At 76.4% G+C, this 2,092-nt stretch carries 2 protein-coding genes; both read left to right on the plus strand.

Annotation, left to right across the window (positions count from 1 at the left end):
* Positions 1–411: 411 nt before the first annotated feature.
* Positions 412–1,353, plus strand: a complete 942-nt coding sequence (locus F2B26_RS15920; protein WP_268891120.1) for a ComEC/Rec2 family competence protein — start codon at positions 412–414, stop codon at positions 1,351–1,353.
* Positions 1,305–2,092: DNA polymerase III subunit delta (gene holA / locus F2B26_RS15925; protein WP_159811018.1), on the plus strand; the 788-nt coding region annotated here is incomplete at its 3' end. The genes F2B26_RS15920 and holA, both read left to right, overlap by 49 nt.

Genomic DNA, 2,092 nt, shown 5'->3' on the forward strand with positions numbered 1-2,092 from the left:
ACGGCCGTGGCGATGTTGTCGCCCACGGTGGAGAACAGGATGGACAGGAACACCGCGGTGCCCAGCGTGCCGCCCATCTGCCGGAAGAACAGCGACGAGCTGGTCGCCACCCCCATGTAGCGCACCGTGACGCTCGACGGCCGGCTGACCGGACCTCCCCGGCCGGTCACCGGTGGCTGCCGCTACCCGCTCGACGTGCACCGCGCCGAGATCGCCGGTGAGGTGACGCGGGCGGCGGCCCCCGTCGACGTGATCGCCCCGTGCGCCCCGCTGAGCGCAGGGAGCACGGTCCGGACGGTCGGCACCCTGTCCGAGCCGGGGGCTCCAGGCCGGGCGGTGGCCGTGCTCCGGCCGTCGCAGCCCCCGCAGCAGCTCCGTGCTCCGACCGGGCTGGACGCCCTGGCGGCGCGCGTGCGCGCCACGGCGGGGAGCGCAGCCTCGGCCGTCCCCGGAGAGCCTGGTGCGCTGCTGCCCGCGATCGCCTGGGGTGACGTCTCGCGGCTGCCCGACGGGCTGGTGGACGCGATGCGGACCGCCGGTCTCACCCATGTCACCGCCGTCTCGGGCGCCCACTTCGCACTCATCGCGTCCCTCGTCCTGGTGGTCGGTGCGACCCTCGGGCTGCCCCGCGCAGCACGAGCCGGCCTCACCGTGGTGGTCGCCGCGGGGCTGGTCGTGCTGGTGGGCCCGCAGCCCAGCGTCCTGCGGGCGGCGGTGATGGGCGCGGTCTCGGTCGCGGGCCTGCTCCTCGGGCGCCCCTCGGCCGGACCGGCGGCGCTGTCGACCGCCGTCATCGGGCTCATGCTGGCCGACCCGTGGCTCGCGGTCGACCTCGGCTTCGTGCTGTCGGTCGCGGCCACCGCGGGGATCGTGCTCGTCGTGCCCACGCTCGTGGCCCGTTGGTCCCCGGTGGTCGGACGTCCGGTGGCCACGGTGCTGGGCGTGCCGCTGGTGGCGCAGCTGGCCTGCGGCCCGTTCCTGCTCGCGTTCACCCCGACCGTGGCGACCTGGTCGGTCCTGGCCAACCTTGCCGTCGCACCCGCGATCGGCCCGGCCACGGTGCTCGGTCTGGCCGGGGCAGTCGTGAGCCCGGTCTGGCCGGGCGGCGCGGCGGTGCTGCTCGCCTGCGCCGGGGCGGCGTGCTGGTGGGTCGTCACGGTGGCGCACCTCGTCGCTGCGGCGCCGGGCGCGGGGCTCGCCTGGTGGCCGGGTCTGGTCGGCGGCGTGCTGCTCGCCGGTGCCGGGATAGGTCTGCTGGGGCTGCTGCTGCGCACGGCGCCCGATCCGCATGGCACGCTGAGCGGGTGCCCGGACCCCGTCGACCCGCCCGCCGTGAGCAGCCGAACACCCTGAGCTGGAACGAGGCGGCCCCAGCCCCCGTCGTCCTGGTGCGCGGGGCCGAGGATCTGCTCGCCGAGCGGGCCGTGGCCCGGATCGTGGACGCCGTGCGTGCCCAGGACCCGACGGCCGAGGTGGTGACGCTCGAGGCCGCCGACTACGGCGCCGGGATGCTGGCGGTCGCGACGAGCCCGTCATTGTTCGCCGAGGCCAAGGTGGTGGTGCTCGCAGGGCTGGAGCACGGCTCCGACCAGGCACTGTCCGATGCCCGGGCCTATCTCGACGCCCCGGCCCCGGACGTGGTGCTCGTGCTGCGTCACGGGGGCGGCCAGCGTGGACGGGCCCTGCTCGACGCGTGCCGGGACCTGCCCACGGTGGGCGCCGAACCGTTGCGGTCGGACGGCGACAAGACGGCGTTCGTCACCGCCGAGCTGCGGGCCGCGGGGCGCCGGGCCGAACCGCGGGCCGTGCGCGCCCTGGTCGACGCCGTCGGCAGCGACCTGCGCGAGCTGGCCTCGGCCTGCGCCCAGCTCGTGGCCGACACCGAGGGTCTGATCGCCGTCGACGTCGTCGAGCGCTACTACGCCGGGCGGGTGGAAGCCACCGGTTTCCAGGTGGCTGACGCCGCCGTAGCCGCCGACGCGGGGGCGGCGGTGGCCTTGCTGCGGCACGCCTTCGCGACGGGCGTCGACCCGGTCCCGCTCGTGGCGGCGCTGGCGATGAAGCTGCGGGTGCTGGCCAAGGTCGCCGCGAC

The sequence above is a fragment of the Cellulomonas citrea genome (genome assembly GCF_009829685.1).
Taxonomy (GTDB): domain Bacteria; phylum Actinomycetota; class Actinomycetes; order Actinomycetales; family Cellulomonadaceae; genus Cellulomonas; species Cellulomonas citrea.